General features: G+C 59.5%; 17 protein-coding genes. 11 read left to right on the top strand and 6 right to left on the bottom strand.

Annotation, left to right across the window (positions count from 1 at the left end):
• Nucleotides 1-138 precede the first annotated feature (138 nt).
• On the bottom strand, nucleotides 139-696 hold the full coding sequence (locus PspS34_RS05890; protein ID WP_154861799.1) for a cysteine hydrolase family protein: 558 nt from the start codon (nucleotides 694-696) through the stop codon (nucleotides 139-141).
• Nucleotides 697-890: 194 nt separating this feature from the next.
• Between PspS34_RS05890 and PspS34_RS05885 the strand changes: the two genes are divergently transcribed.
• The 6 genes from PspS34_RS05885 to PspS34_RS05860 all read left to right on the top strand — a co-directional run bounded on the left by PspS34_RS05885 (nucleotide 891) and on the right by PspS34_RS05860 (nucleotide 7,891).
• Nucleotides 891-3,341, top strand: coding sequence for a penicillin acylase family protein (locus PspS34_RS05885; RefSeq protein ID WP_154861800.1), 2,451 nt, complete (start codon nucleotides 891-893; stop codon nucleotides 3,339-3,341).
• Between the two features lie 352 nt (nucleotides 3,342-3,693).
• A complete protein-coding gene (locus PspS34_RS05880; RefSeq protein ID WP_150812932.1) occupies nucleotides 3,694-4,476 on the top strand; it encodes a transporter substrate-binding domain-containing protein in 783 nt (260 codons plus the stop codon).
• 56 nt (nucleotides 4,477-4,532) lie between these two features.
• Complete coding sequence (locus tag PspS34_RS05875) at nucleotides 4,533-5,261, top strand: ABC transporter permease (RefSeq protein ID WP_057716128.1); 729 nt, start codon at nucleotides 4,533-4,535, stop codon at nucleotides 5,259-5,261.
• Nucleotides 5,258-5,968, top strand: coding sequence for an ABC transporter permease (locus PspS34_RS05870; RefSeq protein WP_057716129.1), 711 nt, complete (start codon nucleotides 5,258-5,260; stop codon nucleotides 5,966-5,968). The genes PspS34_RS05875 and PspS34_RS05870 overlap by 4 nt, the downstream gene beginning before the upstream one ends.
• A gap of 26 nt (nucleotides 5,969-5,994) precedes the next feature.
• Nucleotides 5,995-7,113 (top strand): succinylglutamate desuccinylase/aspartoacylase family protein, encoded by a 1,119-nt coding sequence (locus PspS34_RS05865; RefSeq protein ID WP_150812930.1) that lies wholly within the window; start codon nucleotides 5,995-5,997, stop codon nucleotides 7,111-7,113.
• A 13-nt stretch (nucleotides 7,114-7,126) separates the two neighbouring features.
• A complete protein-coding gene (locus PspS34_RS05860; protein ID WP_102669862.1) occupies nucleotides 7,127-7,891 on the top strand; it encodes an ATP-binding cassette domain-containing protein in 765 nt (254 codons plus the stop codon).
• 55 nt (nucleotides 7,892-7,946) lie between these two features.
• On the opposite strand, the gene PspS34_RS05855 is transcribed toward PspS34_RS05860, so the two are convergent.
• From PspS34_RS05855 to dcd, 3 genes are all read right to left on the bottom strand, one after another.
• Nucleotides 7,947-8,327, bottom strand: a complete 381-nt coding sequence (locus PspS34_RS05855) for a hypothetical protein (RefSeq protein ID WP_223507555.1) — start codon at nucleotides 8,325-8,327, stop codon at nucleotides 7,947-7,949.
• Between the two features lie 246 nt (nucleotides 8,328-8,573).
• On the bottom strand, nucleotides 8,574-8,783 hold the full coding sequence (locus PspS34_RS05850; protein ID WP_008052149.1) for a hypothetical protein: 210 nt from the start codon (nucleotides 8,781-8,783) through the stop codon (nucleotides 8,574-8,576).
• A 107-nt stretch (nucleotides 8,784-8,890) separates the two neighbouring features.
• A complete protein-coding gene (gene dcd / locus PspS34_RS05845; RefSeq protein ID WP_007940589.1) occupies nucleotides 8,891-9,457 on the bottom strand; it encodes a dCTP deaminase in 567 nt (188 codons plus the stop codon).
• 353 nt (nucleotides 9,458-9,810) lie between these two features.
• Between dcd and PspS34_RS05840 the strand changes: the two genes are divergently transcribed.
• Complete coding sequence (locus PspS34_RS05840) at nucleotides 9,811-10,020, top strand: cold-shock protein (RefSeq protein WP_002554837.1); 210 nt, start codon at nucleotides 9,811-9,813, stop codon at nucleotides 10,018-10,020.
• Between the two features lie 149 nt (nucleotides 10,021-10,169).
• Here PspS34_RS05840 and PspS34_RS05835 read toward each other — a convergent pair whose 3' ends face one another.
• The gene (locus PspS34_RS05835) at nucleotides 10,170-11,177 is read right to left on the bottom strand and encodes a DUF481 domain-containing protein (RefSeq protein ID WP_090453513.1); all 1,008 of its coding nucleotides are present in this window, start codon (nucleotides 11,175-11,177) and stop codon (nucleotides 10,170-10,172) included.
• A gap of 130 nt (nucleotides 11,178-11,307) precedes the next feature.
• On the opposite strand from PspS34_RS05835, the gene PspS34_RS05830 reads away from it, so the two are divergent.
• The 4 genes from PspS34_RS05830 (at nucleotide 11,308) to PspS34_RS05815 (ending at nucleotide 16,130) form a co-directional block, all read left to right on the top strand.
• A complete protein-coding gene (locus tag PspS34_RS05830; RefSeq protein ID WP_219733057.1) occupies nucleotides 11,308-11,694 on the top strand; it encodes an MGMT family protein in 387 nt (128 codons plus the stop codon).
• Between the two features lie 44 nt (nucleotides 11,695-11,738).
• Nucleotides 11,739-13,298 carry an AmpG family muropeptide MFS transporter gene (locus PspS34_RS05825; protein WP_057716135.1) on the top strand — a complete coding sequence of 520 codons (1,560 nt, stop codon included), beginning with the start codon at nucleotides 11,739-11,741 and terminating at the stop codon, nucleotides 13,296-13,298.
• A gap of 143 nt (nucleotides 13,299-13,441) precedes the next feature.
• Nucleotides 13,442-15,157: a proline--tRNA ligase gene (locus PspS34_RS05820; protein WP_057716136.1), complete on the top strand. Its 1,716-nt coding sequence runs from the start codon at nucleotides 13,442-13,444 to the stop codon at nucleotides 15,155-15,157.
• 19 nt (nucleotides 15,158-15,176) lie between these two features.
• Nucleotides 15,177-16,130: a hypothetical protein gene (locus PspS34_RS05815; RefSeq protein ID WP_057716137.1), complete on the top strand. Its 954-nt coding sequence runs from the start codon at nucleotides 15,177-15,179 to the stop codon at nucleotides 16,128-16,130.
• 98 nt (nucleotides 16,131-16,228) lie between these two features.
• On the opposite strand, the gene dinB is transcribed toward PspS34_RS05815, so the two are convergent.
• Nucleotides 16,229-17,290, bottom strand: coding sequence for a DNA polymerase IV (gene dinB, locus PspS34_RS05810; RefSeq protein ID WP_150812927.1), 1,062 nt, complete (start codon nucleotides 17,288-17,290; stop codon nucleotides 16,229-16,231).
• Between the last annotated feature and the right edge of the window lie 214 nt (nucleotides 17,291-17,504).

The following is a 17,504-nucleotide window of genomic DNA, read 5'->3' as shown; positions in this document are numbered from 1 at the left end:
GCTTCGCCTGTTGAATCGCCATCCTCTCCTGTGGGAGCGAGCTTGCTCGCGATGACGGCAGCACATCAACTATCAATGTGTCAGTCAGACCGCTATCGTCGGAACGCCGCCCGGAGCAAGCTCGCTCCTACAGGTTTTTCAGTCAGCCTTTAATACACATGCGGTGCTGACCACCGTCGCATACTCACCGTGCAAATTCCCCAGCGACATCGCATGCACCACTTCGGCGCTATGGGTTTGGCCAAAGAAATCAGCCTTATCGAAGGTAAAACACGCATCCTCGGCCACCCACGTATCAAACCCCAGGTTGCCCGCGGTACGCGCCGTGGACTCCACCGAGTTGTGGGTCGCGACACCGACGATGATCAACTGCCCGATCCCCGCCTCGCGCAACTGCGCCTCCAGCCCCGTCGAACAAAACGCATCCGGCACCTGCTTCTGGATCAAGCGTTCACCGGCCATTGGCTCAAACCGTTCCTGAAACTCCACCCCCGACTGCTGCGGCCAGAATACCGAGTCCTCAGAGCGGGACAGGTGTTGCACATGGATCACTGGCCGGGCGGTACGTCGCCAATGGTCAAGCAAGTCCAGCATGCGCGCTTCGGCCTCTGGATTATTCCTGCGGCCGAGCCTGGGATGCAGGATGCCTTTTTGTTGATCGATGATGATCAATGCCGCGTTTGCCTTGAGCTCCATGCCGACTGTTCTCCTGGATTGTTGAGCGTTTCGCACTTCAACATCCCCCATTGCGACTGACAAGACTGCGATCTTTCCGGTTTATCAGACAAATCCTGAAATAACCTTGTACCCCGCTTGCGCGGCCACCTCCCGCTCACTAACGTAGCGCCTTTATTGCGCGCCGCCGCCTCTACCCCCGCAGGAGCTTTGCCATGGCCTCGCCAGCCCTTACTCATTTTCTACCCCGGTTCGGCGTTGCCGCAGCAGTGGCCGGTGTGTTGAGCCTGACCGGTTGTCAGAACTTCAACGCCCAGGACACCCTACCGCCGACCTCCGGCGTACAACCACTCAAGGGCCTGGCGCAGAGCGTTTCGGTGCGCCGCAATGCCATGGGCATGCCGCTGATCGAAAGCAACAGCTTCCACGACGCGCTGTTCACCCTCGGTTACGTGCATGCCAGCGACCGCATCACCCAGATGGTTACCCTGCGCCTGCTGGCCCAGGGCCGTCTGGCCGAGATGCACGGTGCGGACCTGCTGGATGCTGACCGTTTCATGCGGGCGGTCAACCTGAAGAAAAGTGCTGGCGAGCTGTACAAGGCTTCTTCACCACGCCTCAAGCGTTTCTTCGAAGTCTATGCGCGCGGGGTCAACGCCTACCTGTTCCGCTACCGCGACAAACTGCCGGCGGATCTGGCAGCCACAGGCTACAAGCCTGAGTACTGGCAGCCGGAGGATTCGGCGCTGATTTTCTGCCTCCTGAACTTCAGCCAGTCGACCAACCTGCCGGAAGAAATTTCCTCGCTGGTACTGGCCCAGACCGTTACCACCGACAAACTTGCATGGCTGACGCCGTCGGCTCCCGACGAAAAACTGCCGGTCGCCGAAAGCGAAAAACTGCAAGGCCTCAAGCTCAACGGGCAAGTACCGGGGCTGGCCGAACTCAGCAAAGCCACGGGCCAACTGTCGGACCTGAACCTGCTGGGCGCCACTTCGTCGAACAACTGGGCCATCGCCCCACAACGCAGCCGCAGCGGCAAGAGCCTGCTGGCCAGTGACAGTCATGGCCCGCTGGGCGTGCCTTCGTTGTTCAGTTACGTGCAGATTCGCACGCCGAAGTATCAGGCATCCGGCGTGACCATCGCGGGTCTGCCGATGGTGCTTGGAGGTTTCAACGGCAAGGTGGCGTGGAGCATGACGTCCGTGATGGGCGACAACCAGGACCTGTTCCTGGAGAAGATCAAGCGCCAGAGCAACGGGCTTACCTACGAAAACGCCGGGAAGTGGCAGCCGGCGATCGTGCGCAACGAAACCTATTTCGTCAAAGGCCAGCGGCCGATTCGCGAAGCGGTGTACGAAACCCGCCATGGCCCGCTGCTCAACAGCGCCCAGGGCACCACGCTGGCCAATGGTTTCGGCCTGGCCTTGCAGACGCCGAACTTCACCGACGACAAGACCCTGGACGCGCTCTTCGACCTGTCCCGCGCCCAGAGTGTCGAGAAAGCCTCGGATGCCAGCCGCGAAATCCGCGCCATTGCGATGAACCTGGTATTCGCCGACGCGAATCACATCGGCTGGCAAGTCACCGGCCGCTACCCGAACCGTCGCGAAGGCGAAGGCTTGCTGCCCTCGCCGGGCTGGGAAGGTCGATACGATTGGGACGGTTACGCCGACCCGATGCTGCACCCGTACGATCAGGACCCGGCTCAGGGCTGGCTCGGCACCGCCAACCAACGGGTCATTCCCCATGGCTACGGCATGCAGCTGTCCAATTCCTGGGCCGCTCCGGAGCGCGGCGAGCGCCTGGCCGAACTGGCCGGTGCAGGCAAACACGACAGCCGCAGCCTGATCGCCATGCAATACGACCAGACCACCACCTTCGCTGCCAAGCTGAAGAAAATGTTCGAAGCGCCGGGTATGGCCCAGCCACTCAAACAAGCCATGGACGCCTTGCCGGCGGCCGATCGCGCCAAGGCACACGAAGCCTACAGCCGCTTGATGGCGTTCGACGGCAAGCTCGGCCCGACCTCCACCGATGCGGCCATCTACGAACTGTTCCTGCAGGAAAGCACGCGGCAGATCTTCCTCGATGAACTGGGCCCGGAAAGCAGCCCGACGTGGAAAGCTTTTGTCGCCGACGGCAAGTTGTCCTACGCGGCCCAGGCCGATCACTTGCTCGGGCGTGAGGACAGCCCGTTCTGGGATGACGTGCGTACCGCACAGAAAGAGGACAAACCGGCCATCCTCGCCCGCAGCCTCGCCGCCGCGATCAGCGCCGGCGACAGCCAGTTGGGCGGCGATCACAAAGCCTGGCAATGGGGCAAACTGCATCGCTATGAATGGAAAAACAGCAGCGGCCAGACCGTACGCGGACCGCTGCCGGCCGGTGGCGATCACACCACTCTCAACACCGCCGCCTTCGCCTGGGGCCAGGACTTCAACACCACGCTGGCGCCAGCCATGCGCTTTATCGTCGACTTCGGCCAGTCCGAACCGCTGATGGCGCAGAACGGCACCGGCCAGTCCGGCAACCCGGCCAGCCCGAACTACCTCAACAGCATCGAGCCGTGGTTCAAGGGCCAGTACATGAGCCTGCCGATGCAGCCGCAGAACTTCGACAACGCCTATGGCAAGGCGCGGTTGACGCTGACACCCGGTAAATAACCCAGCCCTTTACTTGCCCGCGATAGCGGTCTGACATTCAAAATAGAGGTTGAATGTTGAATCGTAATCGCGGTTGCGCTGACTCAAGGACAAGTCGTGTCACGAGGTGGAGTGCCCGGCCCTGCGAAACCTGCTCAGTCAATCCGTTCTTTTGTGGTGAGTTGATTTGGTGCACCCATTTCCCTGCGCACGTTTTCGTGCATAAATCTGTCTCCGGCCATTTCCAAGCACCTAAATAAAACGCTTGTTCGGCACTCTGGTTCGGAAATTGCTACTTTCAACAGGTCTTACGCTTTCCAGTAACAATAATTCTGCGCCACAAGCGCTCATATTGGTTTTTAGGGATTGAATAATGAAAAAAGCATTGCTGACCCTTTCTGCACTGGCGTTGTGCATGGCGGCTGGTTCCGCCATGGCGAAGGAGTACAAAGAACTGCGTTTCGGCGTTGACCCTTCCTACGCACCGTTCGAATCGAAAGCGGCCGATGGCAGCCTGGTAGGCTTTGACATCGATCTGGGGAACGCGATCTGCGCCGAACTGAAGGTCAAGTGCAAGTGGGTCGAGAGTGACTTCGACGGCATGATTCCGGGCCTGAAAGCCAATAAATTCGACGGTGTGATCTCGTCGATGACCGTTACCCCGGCCCGTGAAAAAGTCATCGACTTCTCCAGCGAGTTGTTCTCCGGCCCAACCGCCTACGTGTTCAAGAAAGGCTCCGGCCTGACCGAGGACGTCGCTTCGCTGAAGGGCAAAACCGTAGGCTACGAGCAAGGCACCATCCAGGAAGCCTACGCCAAAGCCGTTCTCGACAAGGCCGGCGTGAAAACCCAGGCCTATCAGAATCAGGATCAGGTGTATTCCGACCTGACTTCCGGCCGTCTCGACGCAGCGATCCAGGACATGCTGCAAGCCGAACTGGGCTTCTTGAAGTCACCAAAAGGTGAAGGCTACGAAATCAGCAAGCCAGTCGACAGCGAACTGCTGCCTGCCAAAACCGCGGTCGGTATTAAGAAAGGTAACACCGAGCTGAAAGCACTTTTGGATAAAGGTATCAAAGCGTTACACGATGATGGCACCTACGCCACCATTCAGAAGAAACACTTTGGCGATCTGAATCTGTACAGCGGCAAATAATGCCCGGCGCCCATCTCTCGATGGGCGCTTTTTTCATCCGATCAGGTTGCTGATTTATGTTCGAAACCTTATTAGAAAATCTGGGGCTCTCTGCCTTCAGCCTCAAGGGCTTCGGTCCGCTGCTGATGCAAGGCACCTGGATGACGATCAAGCTGTCGGCGTTGTCGCTGTTGCTGGCCGTGCTGCTCGGGCTGCTCGGCGCCAGTGCCAAGCTGTCAAAAGTCAAACTGATGCGCGTGCCTGCCCAGCTCTACACCACACTCATTCGCGGCGTTCCGGACCTGGTCCTGATGCTGCTGATCTTCTACAGCCTGCAAACCTGGCTGACCTCGTTTACCGATTACATGGAATGGGAATACATCGAGATCAACCCGTTCAGCGCCGGGGTCATCACCCTGGGCTTCATCTATGGTGCGTATTTCACTGAAACCTTCCGTGGCGCGATTCTCGCCGTCCCACGGGGTCAGGTCGAAGCGGCCACCGCCTATGGCCTCAAGCGCGGCCAACGTTTCTGGATCGTGGTGTTCCCGCAGATGATGCGTTATGCCCTGCCGGGTATCGGCAACAACTGGATGGTGATGCTCAAGGCCACGGCCCTGGTGTCGATCATCGGCCTCGCCGACCTGGTCAAGGCTGCCCAGGACGCGGGTAAAAGTACCTATCAGCTGTTTTATTTCCTGGTGCTTGCCGCGCTGATCTACCTGGTGATCACCAGCGCGTCCAACGTCATCCTGCGCTGGCTCGAACGTCGTTACTCCGCCGGGACCCGGGAGGCCGTACGATGATCGAACTCCTGCAGGAATACTGGAAACCCTTCCTCTATAGCGACGGCAACAACATCACCGGCCTGGCCATGACGATGTGGCTGCTCAGCGCTTCGATCTTCATCGGTTTTATCGTGTCGATCCCGCTGTCCATCGCCCGTGTATCGCCGCACTTCTACATCCGTTGGCCGGTGCAGTTCTATACCTACCTGTTCCGTGGCACGCCGCTCTATATCCAGCTATTGATCTGTTACACGGGGATCTACAGCCTGGCCGCCATTCGGGCCCAGCCCGTACTGGACGCGTTCTTTCGCGATGCGATGAACTGCACGATCCTGGCCTTCGCCCTGAACACCTGCGCCTACACCACGGAGATCTTCGCCGGAGCCATCCGCAGCATGAACCACGGCGAAGTCGAAGCGGCCAAGGCTTACGGCCTGACCGGCTGGAAACTGTATGCCTACGTGATCATGCCATCGGCCCTGCGTCGCTCGTTGCCGTACTACAGCAACGAAGTGATCCTGATGCTGCACTCGACCACCGTGGCTTTCACCGCGACTATCCCGGACGTGCTCAAAGTTGCTCGGGACGCCAACTCGGCGACCTTCCTGACCTTCCAGTCGTTCGGCATCGCCGCGCTGATCTACCTGACCGTCACTTTTGCGCTGGTCGGCCTGTTCCGCCTTGCCGAACGCCGATGGCTGGCCTTCCTCGGGCCGACCCACTAGGTCTCAACCTGCTTCAGGAACAACAGATGCGCCACCAGAAACATGACCTGCTGGCCCCACTGCCGGGGACCGCGAGACAGATCCACAGCTTTCACTTCGGCCCTCAATCGGCCAACGGCAAGATCTACATCCAGGCCTCCCTGCACGCCGACGAAATGCCCGGCATGCTGGTGGCCTGGCACCTCAAGCAACGCCTGGCGGAGCTGGAAGCCGCCGGGCGCCTGCGCAGCGAAATCGTGCTGGTGCCCATCGCCAACCCCGTGGGCCTGGAACAGGTGCTGATGGATGTGCCGCTGGGTCGCTACGAGCTGGAAAGCGGCCAGAACTTCAACCGCTGGTTCGTCGACCTCAGCGAGGAAGTCGGCAACGCGATCGAAGGCAAGCTCGGTGACGATCCGCAGCACAACCTGCAATTGATCCGCAGCAACCTGCGCGACGCGCTGGCCCGGCAGACCGCCGGCACCCAATTGCAATCCCAGCGCCTGACCCTGCAGCGACTGGCCTGCGACGCCGACATGGTGCTCGACCTGCATTGCGATTTCGAAGCGGTCGCGCACCTCTACACCACACCTGAAGCCTGGTCGCAGGTCGAGCCGCTGGCCCGTTACATCGGCGCCCAAGCCAGCCTGCTTGCAACCGATTCCGGTGGCCAGTCGTTCGACGAATGCTTCACCCTGCTCTGGTGGCAATTGAAGGATCGCTTCGGCGAGGACTTCGACATTCCGCCGGGCAGTTTTTCGGTGACCGTCGAACTGCGCGGTCAAGGCGACGTCAATCACCCGCTGGCCAGCCTCGATTGCCAGGCACTGATCGATTACCTGATCCATTTCGGCGCGATCGCCGGCGAACCCGCGCCCCTCCCCGACCTGCCCTATCCGGCGACACCGCTGGCGGGTGTTGAGCCGGTGGCCACGCCCGTCGGCGGCCTGCTGGTGTTCACCGCGCGGCCGGGCCAGTACCTGGAAGCCGGGCAACTGATCGCCGAGATCATTGATCCGGTCAACGATCTGGTCACTCCCGTTCATTGCGCCACAGCCGGGCTGATGTACGCCCGCTCGCTGCGCCGCATGGCCACTGCCGGCATGGTGATCGCCCACGTCGCGGGCACCGAAGCCTATCGCAGCGGCTATCTACTTTCGCCTTGAGGATGCACGCCCCATGTACAAATTGACCATCGAAGGCCTGCATAAAAGCTACGGCGACCATGAAGTCCTCAAAGGTGTTTCGCTCAAGGCCAAAACCGGCGACGTCATCAGTCTGATCGGCGCCAGCGGCTCGGGTAAAAGTACCTTTCTGCGCTGCATCAACTTCCTGGAACAACCCAACGATGGCGCCATGAGCCTCGACGGGCAGAACATCCGCATGATCAAGGATCGTCACGGCATGCACGTGGCCGACGCCGATGAGCTTCAACGGATTCGCACCCGCCTGGCCATGGTGTTCCAGCATTTCAACCTGTGGAGCCACATGACGGTGCTGGAAAACATCACCATGGCCCCACGCCGGGTGTTGGGCTGTGACAGGAAAGAAGCCGAGGATCGCGCCCGGCGCTACCTGGACAAGGTGGGGCTGGCCCCCCGTGTGGCTGACCAATACCCGGCATTCCTGTCCGGCGGTCAGCAACAACGGGTAGCGATTGCCCGCGCACTGGCCATGGAGCCGGAAGTCATGCTGTTCGACGAACCGACCTCGGCGCTGGACCCGGAACTGGTGGGTGAAGTGCTCAAGGTGATCCAGGGCCTGGCCGAAGAAGGCCGGACCATGATCATGGTGACCCACGAAATGAGCTTCGCCCGCAAAGTGTCGAGTCAGGTGTTGTTTCTGCACCAGGGCCTGGTGGAGGAAGAAGGCGCGCCGGAAGAGGTGCTGGGCAATCCGAAAAGCGAGCGGTTGAAGCAGTTCCTCAGCGGCAACCTGAAATAGCCGCCGGGAGTAGAAGTGGAAGCCGGCTTGTCCGGCTTCCACCATCAATCAACCGTTATGCCCCCGCTTCGTTTTCCAGCCTGAAACTGCCATTTGTTATCTGTAGACCATTAGCGTCCGTCCCACTGAAGCGCCCGGCAAACTGCGCGTCACCTCCCACCGTTAACTCAAGCGTTCCTGGATAAAGCTCTGCCTCCGAGTTGCCGCTCACATGGATGACCATGGGAGCTGCCTCGTCGAGCCTGAGGCTGTAGCTGCCACTCTGGATGTCCAACGGCAAGTACACGTAAAACGCAGTCCCCTGACCGTTATCCGCTTCAATGCAATGGATGTCTGAGCGCCGATAAAAATCGACCCCATCCGTTACGCGAAACTGCATGGAGCCGCCCGTCGTGATTACATCGGCACTCAAATTCCCCGATCGATTTGCACTCATCTGAATGTTCCTTTTCATATTCGAAGTTAACTGCCTGACGCCCTTTGCTTCCGGCCCAAGGGCACGCAGCTCCTGAATGGAACCACAGCCGTACCCGTCGATTGGTTTCCACGACAGACACAGTTACTTCCGAATATTTTCAGGCTGATTCAGACGCCACGGTCGTCAACAGCAACAACAGGCACAGGCCTGCTTACTGAAGACGACAGCGGCAGTTCACCGGCCATGAGTAGCGGAAATCGAAAGTCAGACAACAGGCGCTGGTGGCGGCTCATCCGGCAGCGTAGGCTCGCCCGGCTCATTAGGCTGCTCGTTCGGGGTATCAGGATCAGGCTGGCCGGGAATACCCCCTGCCATGCTGACGGGCGGGTGTGCCAACAAGGACCAGGCCAGAACGCCAACCTGATTGGGTTCAAGCCTTGCCAGTTCGGCACTGATTCGCGGATCGATCTTCATTCGGCACTCCTGAGCGATGACCCGACCCACCTTGCGCGGATCGGAACAGTACACCCCATAGAGTGTACGCCCGCTCAGGAATTCCCGGCATTTGCCAGACGGTTGACTCAGGTGCGAGGCAGGGTCACGCCACGCTGGCCCTGATACTTGCCGCCACGGTCCTTGTAGGACACTTCACACTCTTCGTCAGACTCAAGGAACAGCATCTGTGCCACGCCCTCGTTCGCGTAGATTTTCGCCGGCAGATTGGTGGTGTTGGAGAACTCGAGGGTCACGTGACCTTCCCACTCAGGCTCGAGCGGTGTGACGTTGACGATGATGCCGCAGCGCGCATAGGTGCTTTTACCCAGGCAAATGGTCAAAACATTACGCGGAATGCGGAAATATTCGACGGTGCTGGCCAGGGCGAAGGAGTTCGGCGGAATGATGCACACGTCGCTGTGGATGTCGACGAAGCTGCCGGCATCGAAGTTCTTCGGGTCGACGATGGCCGAATTGATGTTAGTGAACACCTTGAAATGATTGGTGCAACGCACATCGTAGCCGTAGCTCGACACGCCGTAGGAGATCACACGGCTATCGTCGCTGCCGCGCATCTGGCGCTCGACGAATGGCTCGATCATGCCGTGTTCCTGCGCCATGCGGCGAATCCACTTGTCCGATTTGATGCTCATGGCGGGTGTCCTGAATAGCGAGGTCGAAAAATTCTGTCCGGCATCTTACCGGGCGCGCCGCCGGGTTCAAAGTCCGCGGTGCAATTCTCGCCGAACAGGCGGGAATTACCTGCGCTGGCGACGAACCGTCACACCGCCGATCCTTAAAACAGAGAAACCTGTGCAAGAAGCATTGGCACGTTCCGGAAAAAGGGTTAAGGTGGCGTCACTGTGCTGCTTGTGTCACTGAGAATCTCTACACGATATGTTGAATTTCGATCCAACCATCTACAAGAATTTTTCCTGCTCTTTGCACTCAGTCTCGGCCAGGGTTCTTCCTGAGTCGCAGTTATCTTTGTTCAAGGAGTTACACCATGTCTAATCGCCAAACCGGTACCGTTAAGTGGTTCAACGATGAAAAAGGCTTCGGCTTCATCACTCCACAATCCGGTGACGACCTGTTCGTTCACTTCAAAGCTATCCAGTCCGACGGCTTCAAAAGCCTGAAAGAAGGCCAACAGGTTTCTTTCATCGCTACCCGCGGTCAGAAAGGCATGCAAGCTGAAGAAGTTCAAGTTATCTAACTTGTACTTGCTTTAGTAAAAAGCCCCGCCCTCAACAGCGGGGCTTTTTTGTGGGCGGATGTTTTGTCCACACAAAAAAGATCGCCGCCTTCGACAGCTCCCGGGTTGCCCCTGCAGGCGCTGTCGAAGGCGGCGATTTTTTGATGCTCTTACCAGGTCACGCCAAACCCTGCGGTGTAGCGTGTCTTGTCCAGATCCGCATCGTCGGCGCCGCTGATGATATCGCGCTCTGCCTTCAGGTTCAGCGAAGCCCAGTCAGTCACCTTGTATCGCAACCCCATCTCGGCATCGAGCGCGTAGTCGGCCACGCCCGACAGCGGCTTGCCGACCTCACCATTGGTGAAGAACTCGACACGTTTGCCGATCAGGTAGCGGTTGTAGTCCCACTTCATGGCCAAGGCGTAGAAATTTTCCTCGCTGCCATCGGAGAATTCATAGTCCGTGCGGTTGACCAGCGAGCCCAGGGAGAACGCCCCGAGTTCGTTATCCCAGAACTGATAGCCGGGACCGGTACCGACGGTGCGTTGACGGGAAAGGTCTTCGACCTTGTCGCGTTTGTAGACCAGGCGCCCCTGCCAGAACCATTGCTCGGTCAGGAATCGGTCGATGGAGTACTCCGCCCGCCAGTTGTCCGTGGTCACCACGTCGTCCTGGAACTCACGGTTGTACTCACCTTCAGCGGTGTGCCGCCAGCGCCCGTGTCGCGCACTGGTCTTGAAGTCGATGTCGTAGTCATCGGTGTCGTTTTCCGCCCGCTGATAATCCAGCGCGACATCGACGTTGCCTTTCCACACCAGATCCTCGACCACCGGTTTTGGCTTGAGAATCTGCTGGATGCTCGCCAGTTCGACCGTCTTCGGTCCCTCGCCGTTGGCCAGCGTGACCTTGCCGTCGTCCGCCGCTTTCAACGATTTGGCTTTCTCACCACTGTAGGCATCCTGCTTGACCAGCAACTCCTGATCGCTGTCCAGGGTCTTGACCTGTTTCCAGTCGATCGTCACCGCACCGGCGTACTCGGTCTGGATCAGCAGCTTTCCGCCATCGAACAGCGTGATCTTCCCGCTCAGCTTGTCACCGTTCTTCAACCACACGGTATCGGCCAGCAAGGGAGAGGATGCGCCGAGGACGGCGAGGCACAGCAGGGATCTGGACAACATAAACAAAATACAGGCTCAGGCTTGCGAGAAAAGTCGGCATTATCCGTAGGAACAAGGCCCTGACAAGGACTGACCCGACTATTTCTGTTGAGTTCATTTCTCAACTTCCTGCGCAGGAATTACTCTACAGATGGTAAGGCAAACTTCTTCAGGACTGACGGACGTGACCGATCCAACCGAAGACCCCGAGAGTGCAGCGCAAATCCGACGCACGGCGCTGTATTTGACGCTGGCACAAGTACCCGAGGGCAAAGTCGTCAGCTACGGCCAGTTGGCCGAGCTCGCAGGACTGGGTCGCGCCGCCCGCTGGGTCGGGCGCACACTCAGTCAACTGCCCGGCGACAGCAAGTTACCCTGGCACCGTGTTCTGGGCGCGAACGGGCGTATCAGCCTGCCGGTCGGCAGCCCTTCGGGTGATGAGCAGCGCGCACGATTACGCATGGAGGGCATCAGTGTCCTGAACAATCGTGTTGATATTCAGCGCCATGGCTGGCGTCCGGTAGAGCACAGCGGTTAGAGTGCGCGCTTTGTTTCCGTATTTCTTGAGGCAGACTCCAGCCCATGCCCCGTAAAACCTGGCGCGCCGCGCTCGCCGCTTATGCCAGCCCCTCGACACTCGTGCTGTTGCTGCTTGGTTTCGCCGCCGGCCTGCCCTACATGCTGGTGTTTTCGACGCTTTCAGTCTGGCTGCGTGAAGCCGGCGTGGCGCGTGAAACCATTGGCTATGCAAGCCTGATCGGCCTGGCGTATGCCTTCAAATGGGTCTGGTCACCCCTGCTCGACCAATGGCGACTGCCATTGCTCGGCAAACTCGGTCGACGAAGGTCCTGGCTCGTGCTGTCCCAGGCACTGGTCATCCTTGGCCTGATCGGGATGGGTTTCTGCGACCCGCAAAAGCATTTGTCCTGGCTGATCGCCATTGCCGTCGTCGTCGCTTTCGCATCAGCGACGCAGGACATCGCGGTCGATGCCTACCGCCTGGAAATCGCCGAAGACAACCGCCAGGCCGCACTGGCCGCCAGTTACATGTCCGGTTACCGGGTCGCTGCGCTGCTGGCTACCGCAGGCGCGCTGTACTTCGCCGAAGGTTTTGGCTCCACCGGCTTCAACTACAAGCATTCGGCCTGGGCCGGCACTTACATCCTGTTCGGTGCCCTGATGGTCCCGGCACTGCTGACATCCCTGTTCATGCGCGAGCCGCCAGTACCATTGCGCACGCAACTGCAGGCCGGGCGCTACAGCTTCGTGCATCAACTGGCCTCGGTGTTCGTGCTGATCGTATTGCTGGTGTCCGTGCCGGCCATGTTCACCCAGCTCTACAACACCGACTTCGCCAGCGTACTGTTCGAAGGCGAGAGCCTGCTCGACCTGCTGCTGGAGGACCGCGCCTTCCTGCGCGCGATTCTCTATACCACCCTCACCGCCCTGTGCCTCTCGGCCATGGGCCGCCGTGGCCTGGCGCCAGTGCTGACACCCGTCAACGACTTCATCCTGCGATACCGCTGGCAAGCGCTGCTGCTGCTCGGCTTGATCGCCACCTATCGGATGTCCGATACGGTCATGGGCGTGATGGCCAACGTGTTCTACATCGACCAGGGCTTCACCAAGGACCAGATCGCCAGCGTCAGCAAAATCTTCGGCCTGATCATGACCCTGGTCGGCGCTGGCATGGGCGGCCTGCTGATCGTGCGTTTCGGCATCCTGCCGATCCTGTTCATCGGCGGTGTCGCCTCCGCGGCGACCAACATCCTGTTCCTGATGCTCGCCGACATGGGCCCCAACCTGAACATGCTGGTGCTGACCATCTCCCTGGACAACTTCAGCTCGGGCCTGGCGACCTCGGCGTTCGTCGCCTACCTGTCGAGCCTGACCAACCTCAAATTCTCCGCCACCCAATACGCCCTGCTCAGCTCGATCATGCTGCTACTGCCACGCCTGATCGGCGGCTACTCAGGGGTCATGGTGGAGAAGTTCGGTTATCACGACTTCTTCCTGATTACCGCCCTGCTGGGCGTCCCGACCCTGCTGTTGATCGCCTTGCACTGGTTCCAGGAGAACCGCCGTGAAGGTCCGACACCTACACCGGAACCGGTGCACACCCCGGTCGCCGAAGAATCGTAGGTTCTTTACGCAGGAAGAATCGCGGAGGGCCGAGTGAATCGCGCCCTCCTGCCACACCACCGACCGCACGCCTGTACGCCAGCGGATCTCGCCCGTACAATGCTCCGTCATATCTCGTCATCAGCAATCGATAACGGCCAACCATGCGCACCAGTCAATTTTTGCTCGCCACACAAAAAGAAACGCCTTCCGACGCGGTCGTGATCAGCCACCAGCTGATGCTGCGCGCCGGCATGATCCGCAAACTCGCCTCAGGCCTGTACACCTGGCTGCCGATGGGCTTGCGGGTAATGCGCAAGGTCGAAGCCGTCGTTCGTGAAGAAATGAACGCTGCCGGCTCTCTCGAAGTGTTGATGCCAAGCACGCAACCGGCTGAGCTGTGGCAGGAATCCGGGCGCTGGGAAGAGTACGGCCCTGAATTGCTGCGCTTCAAGGATCGCCACGGTCGCGACTTCTGCGCCGGCCCGACCCACGAAGAAGTCATCACCGATCTGATGCGCAACGAATTGAGCAGCTACAAGCAGCTGCCGATCAACCTGTACCAGATCCAGACCAAATTCCGTGACGAAATCCGCCCACGCTTCGGTTTGATGCGCGGCCGCGAATTCATCATGAAGGACGCCTACTCCTTCCACGCCGACCAGCCTTCGCTGCAGGTCACCTACGACCGCATGCACCAGGCCTACTGCAACGTGTTCACCCGTCTGGGCCTGAAGTTCCGCCCTGTAGAAGCCGACAACGGCTCCATCGGCGGTGCCGGCTCCCACGAGTTCCACGTACTGGCCGAGTCCGGTGAAGACGACATCGTGTTCAGCAACGGCTCCGACTACGCCGCCAACATCGAAAAAGCCGAAGCCGTGCCTCGCGAAACCTCGCGTGCCGCTGCGACAGAAGAGCTGCGCCTGGTCGACACACCGAACGCCAAGACCATTGCGCAACTGGTCGAAGGGTTCAACCTGCCGATCGAGAAAACCATCAAGACCCTCGTGGTGCATGCTGAAGAGAAAGGCAAGCTGATTGCCCTGATCATCCGTGGCGACCATGAGCTGAACGAAATCAAGGCCGCCAACCAGCCAGGCGTTGCCAGCCCGCTGGTCATGGCCTCGGAAGGCGAACTGCGCGAGGCCATTGGCGCCGGTGCCGGCTCCCTCGGCCCGTTGAACCTGCCGCTGCCGATCATCATCGACCGTTCGGTCGAGCTGATGAGCGACTTCGGCATCGGTGCCAACATCGATGATAAACACTACTTCGGCGTGAACTGGGAACGCGACCTGCCTGTTCCGACCGTTGCCGACCTGCGCAACGTCGTGGCCGGCGACCCGAGCCCGGACGGCAAGGGCACCCTGGAGATCAAGCGCGGCATCGAAGTCGGGCACATCTTCCAGCTGGGCAACAAGTACAGCAAAGCGATGAAATGCGAAGTGCTGGGCGAGAACGGCAAGCCGGTCACCCTGGAAATGGGCTGCTACGGCATCGGTGTGTCTCGCGTGGTGGCGGCTGCCATCGAGCAGAACAACGACGAAAACGGGATCATCTGGAGCGACACCCTCGCGCCGTTCCAGATTGCCCTGGTGCCGCTGCGCTACGAAACCGAGCAGGTTCGCGAAGCCACCGACAAACTGTACGCGCAACTTACCGCTGCCGGCTTCGAAGTGCTGCTGGATGACCGTGACAAGAAAACCAGCCCGGGCATCAAGTTCGCGGACATGGAGCTGATCGGCATTCCACACCGGATCGTGGTCAGCGACCGCGGCCTGGCCGAAGGCAACCTGGAATACAAGAGCCGTACCGAGGCCGACGCACAAGCGCTGCCGGTCGCCGACGTACTGTCCTTCCTTCAGGCCCGCATCCGCCGCTGATAGCAGATATAGAGACGTCATGTTCAAGCGAAACACCTTAGGCCTCGGTGGTGCCGCCTTGTGCGGCGCCCTGCTGGTCAGCGGCTGTGCCAATCAAATGTCACAACGCAGCGAGCACGAGGAACGTGTCGAGCGCAAATTGCTCGATCACAGCCTGCAGATCGATGTCGGTGAGCCCAAGGTGCTTGAGCTTCCGCAACGGCGGGTGAAAATCCACGAGCAGAAGACTTTCGAAGTCACCGAATACGAAGTCACGCGTCACTACGACCGCTATACGCCGTACCAACCCTGGCGGGAGATTTACGAAATCCCGCTGGGCGCGGTGGCCGTGGTAGCGGGTGTCGGTGCCAACGTGGTCAATGTGTTCGCCCTCGGCAATTTGCCGGACAGCGTGACCAAGGACTGGCTGAGCTACGGTTTCGCCGGGCTCAACCCGTTCATGAACGTGCAGTCCCACGGTCGCGCGCAGCAGAACCTGGCCGGTATCGATGAAGTCCAGCGCGACAAGCGCACGGAGTACTCAAGCCTGCCCTGGAGCGAGCGCCCGGTCGAGGTCAAGGCCGGCAAGGAAACCTTCGAACTGACCACCGACAAAAACGGCGTGTTGCGCCTGAATCTGTTGGACAACCCGTTCGCTGAACATGACATCAATCACCTGAGTCGGTTGCTGATTCGTGTCGAGGATGCCAAGGACGACGTACACACCGACTCCTCGCTAGCCGTCAGCAGCACCTTGCGCAGCAAGCTCTATGAGGCCCACGGGCTGATTTATGACGATCTCGAGGGCGACGAAGTCAATCAGTGGGTCCACCGGGTCAAGCGCCTGTCGGAGCTGGGTCTTGAAGAGGAAGCCAGTGAACTGGAACAGAGCCTGATCGAACTGACACGCAATGATCCCGAATTGCAGACCGAATTCCTCAAGTCACTGGCCCGCAATGGCGAGCGACTGGTAGCGAATCCGGGGCTGAACTAAACGCGAGCAGGCTCGCTCCCACATAGGATTTCAGGTGTTCACAAATCCAATGTGGGAGCGGGCTTGCTCGCGAAGGGGCCCGCACATTCACCACAAAACTACCGCTCAAACAACTCCATCTGCTCGAACCCACCCCGCAAGTCCTCCAGCCGCACCCCGACACCCAACAACCGCACCGGCTTACCGCCGCGATTGAAGGCCTGGGTCAGCATCAACTGATAACTGCCCAGATCCCGCCCTGCCCCGGCCTGCTCCAATGTAGTCTGGGTGAAGTCGTGGAACTTCACTTTGACGAATGGCTTGCCCGGACGATAGCTGCTGTCGATCCGCGCCATGCGACCGGCCAGGGTCTCCAGCAGCTCGGGCAACTTGTCCAGGCAGCTCTTCAGGTCCGGCAGGTCAACATCGTAGGTGTTTTCAACGCTGATCGACTGACGACGACTGTCGTTGTGCACCACACGGTCGTCGATCCCACGGGCCAGGCTCCAGAGTCGCTCGCCAAAGCTGCCGAACTCACGCACCAGCGCCAACTTGTCCCACTCGCGCAATTGCAGGCAATCGCTGATACCCAGCTTGCCGAGCTTGTCGGCGGTGACTTTGCCGACCCCGTGCAATTTGCTCACAGGCAAACCACTGACAAAGTCCTCGACCTGGTCCGGTGTGATGACAAACAGGCCGTTGGGCTTTTTCCAGTCACTGGCAATCTTGGCCAGAAACTTGTTCGGCGCCACACCCGCCGACACGGTGATATGCAACTGGTTGGAGACCCGGCGCCGGATGTCCTGGGCGATTCGCGTTGCACTGCCTGCGAAATGCGCGCTGTCCGACACATCAAGGTACGCCTCATCGAGCGAGAGCGGCTCGATGATCTCGGTGTAATCGCGAAAGATCGCATGAATTTCCCTGGACGCTTCTCTATAGGCATCCATGCGTGGCTTGACGATGGTCAGGTCCGGGCACAGCTTCAAGGCATGCCCGGAGGACATCGCCGAACGCACCCCGTACGCTCGCGCCTCATAATTGCAGGTGGCGATCACCCCGCGCCGGTCCGCCGCCCCACCTACCGCCAGTGGTTTACCGGCCAGGCGTGGGTCGTCGCGCATCTCGATGGCTGCATAGAAGCAGTCACAATCGACGTGGATGATCTTGCGTTGGGTCATAGCAAAGCTGTGTTCATGGCAAGGAAAAGGCGTCATGGCGTGCCGGACAAACAGTATCTCACCGACACCTGTATATAGCACCAGTAGTCTGAATGTTCTTTTCCAATTGTGGGAAGAGTCGATTGTGAATTTATTTTTTCAATCGAAAAAATACTTTCAATAGACTCGCAGGCCTTGTCCTGCCTGCCTCACAGACCGGCCGACCTCCCCTTTT

The organism is Pseudomonas sp. S34 (assembly GCF_009866745.1).
Lineage (GTDB): Bacteria > Pseudomonadota > Gammaproteobacteria > Pseudomonadales > Pseudomonadaceae > Aquipseudomonas > Aquipseudomonas jessenii.
The sequence above is the reverse complement of the archived record's forward strand: the minus strand, read 5'-3'. Positions and strand labels throughout refer to the sequence as shown.

Excerpts from the sequence above, each read along its gene's own strand:
- PspS34_RS05890 (WP_154861799.1), bottom strand. The coding sequence starts at position 696 with ATGGAGCTCAAGGCAAACGCGGCATTGATCATCATCGATCAACAAAAA.
- PspS34_RS05885 (WP_154861800.1), top strand. The coding sequence starts at position 891 with ATGGCCTCGCCAGCCCTTACTCATTTTCTACCCCGGTTCGGCGTTGCC.
- PspS34_RS05880 (WP_150812932.1), top strand. The coding sequence starts at position 3,694 with ATGAAAAAAGCATTGCTGACCCTTTCTGCACTGGCGTTGTGCATGGCG.
- PspS34_RS05875 (WP_057716128.1), top strand. The coding sequence starts at position 4,533 with ATGTTCGAAACCTTATTAGAAAATCTGGGGCTCTCTGCCTTCAGCCTC.
- PspS34_RS05870 (WP_057716129.1), top strand. The coding sequence starts at position 5,258 with ATGATCGAACTCCTGCAGGAATACTGGAAACCCTTCCTCTATAGCGAC.
- PspS34_RS05865 (WP_150812930.1), top strand. The coding sequence starts at position 5,995 with ATGCGCCACCAGAAACATGACCTGCTGGCCCCACTGCCGGGGACCGCG.
- PspS34_RS05860 (WP_102669862.1), top strand. The coding sequence starts at position 7,127 with ATGTACAAATTGACCATCGAAGGCCTGCATAAAAGCTACGGCGACCAT.
- PspS34_RS05855 (WP_223507555.1), bottom strand. The coding sequence starts at position 8,327 with ATGAGTGCAAATCGATCGGGGAATTTGAGTGCCGATGTAATCACGACG.
- PspS34_RS05850 (WP_008052149.1), bottom strand. The coding sequence starts at position 8,783 with ATGAAGATCGATCCGCGAATCAGTGCCGAACTGGCAAGGCTTGAACCC.
- dcd (WP_007940589.1), bottom strand. The coding sequence starts at position 9,457 with ATGAGCATCAAATCGGACAAGTGGATTCGCCGCATGGCGCAGGAACAC.
- PspS34_RS05840 (WP_002554837.1), top strand. The coding sequence starts at position 9,811 with ATGTCTAATCGCCAAACCGGTACCGTTAAGTGGTTCAACGATGAAAAA.
- PspS34_RS05835 (WP_090453513.1), bottom strand. The coding sequence starts at position 11,177 with ATGTTGTCCAGATCCCTGCTGTGCCTCGCCGTCCTCGGCGCATCCTCT.
- PspS34_RS05830 (WP_219733057.1), top strand. The coding sequence starts at position 11,308 with ATGGTAAGGCAAACTTCTTCAGGACTGACGGACGTGACCGATCCAACC.
- PspS34_RS05825 (WP_057716135.1), top strand. The coding sequence starts at position 11,739 with ATGCCCCGTAAAACCTGGCGCGCCGCGCTCGCCGCTTATGCCAGCCCC.
- PspS34_RS05820 (WP_057716136.1), top strand. The coding sequence starts at position 13,442 with ATGCGCACCAGTCAATTTTTGCTCGCCACACAAAAAGAAACGCCTTCC.
- PspS34_RS05815 (WP_057716137.1), top strand. The coding sequence starts at position 15,177 with ATGTTCAAGCGAAACACCTTAGGCCTCGGTGGTGCCGCCTTGTGCGGC.
- dinB (WP_150812927.1), bottom strand. The coding sequence starts at position 17,290 with ATGACCCAACGCAAGATCATCCACGTCGATTGTGACTGCTTCTATGCA.